General features: G+C 63.5%; 4 protein-coding genes. 1 reads left to right on the top strand and 3 read right to left on the bottom strand.

Annotated features, from left to right (window positions below; all coding sequences use genetic code 11):
* Positions 1-56 precede the first annotated feature (56 nt).
* Positions 57-977, top strand: coding sequence for a sugar kinase (locus EOD15_RS29050; protein ID WP_127322144.1), 921 nt, complete (start codon positions 57-59; stop codon positions 975-977).
* On the opposite strand, the gene EOD15_RS29045 is transcribed toward EOD15_RS29050, so the two are convergent.
* From EOD15_RS29045 to EOD15_RS29035, 3 genes are all read right to left on the bottom strand, one after another.
* A complete protein-coding gene (locus tag EOD15_RS29045) occupies positions 974-1,996 on the bottom strand; it encodes an aldose epimerase family protein (protein WP_127322143.1) in 1,023 nt (340 codons plus the stop codon). The two genes, EOD15_RS29050 and EOD15_RS29045, sit on opposite strands and share 4 nt — an antisense overlap.
* Before the next feature lie 92 nt (positions 1,997-2,088).
* Entirely contained in the window at positions 2,089-3,546 is a 1,458-nt protein-coding gene (locus EOD15_RS29040; protein ID WP_127322142.1) for an NAD-dependent succinate-semialdehyde dehydrogenase, read from the bottom strand.
* A gap of 191 nt (positions 3,547-3,737) precedes the next feature.
* Positions 3,738-4,551: AEC family transporter (locus tag EOD15_RS29035; protein WP_148129680.1), on the bottom strand; the 814-nt coding region annotated here is incomplete at its 5' end.

Raw genomic sequence — 4,551 nt, 5'->3', positions numbered from 1 at the left:
GCATGGCGCTGCCGGTGGCAAAAAGCTACAGCACCGGGATCACTGGAGGATTGTAGATGGCGGGAAACGGCGTCGCCTCGATCGGCGAATGCATGCTCGAACTGTCGGGCCAGACGGGACCGAACTGGCGCATGGGCTTTGCCGGCGACACGTTCAACACGCTGTGGGCGCTGCACGCGCTGAGCACCGAGCGGCCGGCAACCTATGTCTCGGCCTTCGGCGACGATCCGTTCTCGCAAGGCCAGATCGATTTCTTCGCTGAAAACGGCATTGGCATCGGCTCCAGCCCGCTCATAGCGGGCGCGCGGCCCGGCCTCTATGCCATCACGCTGACGGGAGCCGAACGTTCCTTCACCTATTGGCGTGGCGACGCCGCCGCGCGGCAGCTTGCCTCGGACCCGGCCGCATTATCGAAAAACCTGGAAAATCAGTCACTTGTCTATTTTTCCGGAATCACTTTGGCAATTCTGGACGAAGCCGCGCGCGCTGCCTTGCTGGCCGCAGTCGCCAAGGCGCGCTCGGCTGGTTCACTTATCGCCTTCGACCCCAACTACCGGCCGCGGCTCTGGCGTGAGCGCGAGGAGGCGCAGGCAGCGATCGTCGAAGCCCTTGCCGTCACTGATATCGCATTACCAACCTTTCCCGACGAGCAGATGCTGTTTGAGGATGCAACGCCGCAAGTGACCGCTAAACGGATCGGGAAATTGGTTGGCGAGGTCGTCGTCAAGAATGGCGAAGCGCCGGCGCTGATCGCCAAAGGAGGAACGCTGCGCGACGTGCCGGCGATCCATGTCGCAGCTCCCGCCGATACGACGGGCGCCGGCGATTCCTTCAACGGCGGCTATCTTGCGGCTCGACTTGCCGGCCACGAACCGCTGGAAGCCGCACGCCATGCCCATCGTGTCGCCGCCGCCGTGGTGCAGGTACGTGGCGCACTGGCGCCGTTCGAGACGCTGCGGGCGGCGTTCGAAGGCTAAGGTAGCCGGAATCTGTATTCCGTGACGTGGTGGTAGATCGCGCCCGGCCACAGCGTCGCCTGCGGGAAATAGGGCCGGTTCGGCGCATCCGGCCAAATCTGCGGCTCGAGGCAGAAACCGCAAAAGGCCTTGTAGTTCCGCCCTTCCAGCCCGGTGCGCGGCGTCACATACTGACCGGTATAGAGCTGGACGCCGGGCTCAGTGGTCCAGACCTCCATCTCGACACCGGAACTGGCGCCTTGCGTCCACGCAGCCTGTTTGAGCGGCCCGCGTGTCGAAGCGAGGCAGAAATTCTGGTCGTAGGGCAGCTGTTCGCCCTCGGTCTCCATGCGCAACGGCCGCGCCTGGCGGAAATCGAACGGCGTGCCGTCAACCGGCTTGACCACCCCGGTCGGGATCATATCGCCATCGACCGGCAGATAGGCGCCGGCATTCAACATCATCCTGTGGTCGAGAATGTCTCCGGCGCCGCCATCGTCCAGGTTGAAGTAGGAATGCTGGGTGAGATTGCACAGCGTCGGCTCCTCACAGGTGGCTGTCAGCTCGACGCTAAGCGTGCCGGGGATCTTCAACCGGTAGGTGCAGGTGACATCAAGCGCGCCGGGAAAACCCATCGCGCCATCGGGATCGTGCAGGGTCAGCGTGACGAAATCCCTGCCATGCAAGGAAACCGTCCACGGCCGGTGGGAGTAACCTAGCGAGCCGCCATGCAGCGTATGCTTGTCGAGGAAGTTTTGCTCGGTCTGGTAGCGGCTGCCGCCAATGGTGAAGCGGCCGTCGCGGATGCGGTTGGCGTAGCGGCCAACGACAGCACCGAAGAACGCCGTATCCGTCTCGTAGCCTTCCAGACAGTCATAGCCGAGCACCAGCGGAGCATCGTGCCCGGTCAGGCGTAGATCCTGGATGATCGCGCCCAGACCGATGATGTTGGCTGTGATGCCGCCGCCCCTGATCGTGAAGCGACGCACCTGCTCGCCAGCCTGCGTCGTGCCGAAAACCTCGCCGTCCTTCATCGCCATGCCCGTAAATGCCAGTTGATCCAGAAGACTTCGGCTGGTTTTCCGATGAGAGATGGGCAGGCTATCGGCCTGCTCATCCCCGGGATAGCCTATCAGAGGCCGAGGCCGCCGATGCAGACATATTTGGTGTCGAGGTAATCCTCGATGCCCTGATGTCCGCCTTCCTTGCCGAGGCCGGATTCCTTGACGCCGCCGAACGGCGCCTCCGGCGTGGTGATGAGTCCTTCATTGACGCCGACCATGCCGTATTTCAGCCCTTCCATCACACGGAAGGCGCGGCCGAGATCGCCGGTGTAGAAATAGCAGGCGAGGCCGAATTCGGTGTCGTTGGCGAGGGCGACGGCCTCCTCCTCGGTCTCGAACTTGAACACCGGTGCGACCGGGCCAAAGATCTCTTCCTTCATGAAGCGCATCTTGGGTGTCGCGTTGGCGATGACCGTCGGCTGGAAGAACGAACCGCCGAGCGCATGGCGCTTGCCCCCGGCGACGATCTTGCCGCCCTTGGATGTAGCGTCGGCGATCAGTTCCTCGACCTTCTCGACCGCCTTCTCGTCGATCAGCGGCCCCTGCTGCACGCCGTCCTCGAGGCCCGAGCCGACCTTCAGCCCGTTGCTGGCGGCAGCGAGCTTCTCGACGAACTTGTCATAGACACCAGCCTGGACAAGGAAGCGGTTGGTGCAGACGCAGGTCTGGCCGGAATTGCGATACTTGGCGGTGATCGCACCGGCGACCGCACGCTCGATGTCGGCGTCATCGAAGACAATGAACGGCGCGTTGCCGCCGAGTTCCATCGACACTTTCTTGACGGTGACCGACGACTTCTGGATGAGAAGCTTGCCGACTTCGGTCGATCCGGTGAAGGTGATCTTCGACACCAGCGGATTGGCGCAGATCTCGTCGCCGATCTCGCTTGCCGAACCGGTCAGGATGTTGACGACGCCCTTGGGGAAGCCGACTTCCTCGGCGAGCGCACCCCAGGCGAGACCCGAATATGGCGTCTGCGAGGCCGGCTTGACCACTGCGGTGCAGCCGGCGGCGAGCGCCGGGCCGAGTTTGCGGGCCAGCATCGAGGACGGGAAATTCCATGGCGTGATGGCGGCAATGACGCCGACCGGCTCCTTGGTCACCAGGATGCGGCGGTCCGCCCATGGTGAGGGCACGACATCGCCATAGGTGCGGCGGCCTTCCTCGGCGAACCACAATATGTAGGCCGCGGCGGAGCCGATCTCGCCCTTCGATTCGAACAGCGACTTGCCCTGCTCGATGGTCAGCAGTTCGGCCAGCACGTCCTGATTGTCCATCATCGCGTCATGCAGCTTGCGCAGCAGCTTCGAGCGCTCGAGCGCGGTGGTCTTGCGCCACGACTTGAAGGCGACGGCGGCGGCCTCGATGGCGCGGCGCGTCTCGGCCTTGCCCGACTTCGGCACGGTGCCGATCTTGAGACCGGTGGCCGGATTGTTGACGTCGATTGTCTGGCCGCTGTCGGCCTGCACCCACTCGCCGTTGATGAGATTGGCCTGCCGCATGAAATGGCTGGTTTTCTGAAGCATGGTCTATCCTCCGTTCAGCGCCCTGACGGGCCGGTCTGTGAAATCTTCGGTGAGCGTGCGCCATGGACTGAAGCCGGCACGCCGGAGCCACTGCTCTTTACCGAGGGCAAGGCCCGCAAGCAATCGCAAGATGGCATATAGGGCTTGGGCCACAGCGAGACGAGAGCAGGCGACGTGCTTACCCCAATGCCTTACCCGAAAACGTGCAAGACGACAGTCAGCCAGAAAGCCGTGGTGATGGCTGCACAGGCCGTTGCGATGGTCATCTGGTTCGACGCCAGCGCCTGGCCGGTGTTGAACTGAACGGCGATGAGATAGGAATTGACGCCGGATGGCATCGCGGCCACCATCACCGCCACCTTGGCCGTCAAGGGCGGCAGGCCGAGCAGCCAGACGAAGACCAGGACCAGCGCCGGCATCAGGAACAGCTTCAGCACCGAAAGCACCAACGCCGGCCTGACATTGCCCGAAATGCCGAAGCGGCGCAGGCTGAGCCCCATGGCAAACAGCGCCACCGGACCGGCCGTATCGGCCAGCGCATCAACCAGGCGCATGGCGACGTCAGGCAGCGGCGCACCCGTGATGCGCCATGCAAGGCCTGCCAGAATGCCGATGATCAACGGATTCATGAAAAGCCGCCTGAGGAAGCTCCGGATAACGCGCAAGGGATGCACGGGTTCGCCGCTCCCGCGGCCGAAGACTTCGAACAGCACGATCGAGGCCATCAGCATGATCGGCAGATGAACGGAGACCAGCAGCGACAGCACTTCGAATCCGCTCGGGCCGAATATGCCAAGAATGAAGGGAACGCCGAGCAGCACGATATTGGAAAAGGCGGACGAAACCCCGCCGACGACGCCGGCGCGGGCATCCCTGCCGAAGATACGGGTGGTGACCAGATGGCCGGCGGCCCAAGTGATGGCGACCGCGGCGAAATAGGCGCCCCACAGTGACCATGGCGCCACGCCGTGGAAGTCGGACTTCACCATCGTCTGGAACAGCAGC

This window comes from Mesorhizobium sp. M7A.T.Ca.US.000.02.2.1 (assembly GCF_003996995.1).
Classification (GTDB): domain Bacteria; phylum Pseudomonadota; class Alphaproteobacteria; order Rhizobiales; family Rhizobiaceae; genus Mesorhizobium.
Note: the sequence above shows the minus strand (reverse complement) of the source record. Positions and strands in the feature narration are given on the sequence as shown.

Coding starts and splice junctions, on each gene's coding strand:
- EOD15_RS29045 (WP_127322143.1), bottom strand. CDS start 1,996: ATGGCGATGAAGGACGGCGAGGTTTTCGGCACGACGCAGGCTGGCGAG.
- EOD15_RS29040 (WP_127322142.1), bottom strand. CDS start 3,546: ATGCTTCAGAAAACCAGCCATTTCATGCGGCAGGCCAATCTCATCAAC.
- EOD15_RS29050 (WP_127322144.1), top strand. CDS start 57: ATGGCGGGAAACGGCGTCGCCTCGATCGGCGAATGCATGCTCGAACTG.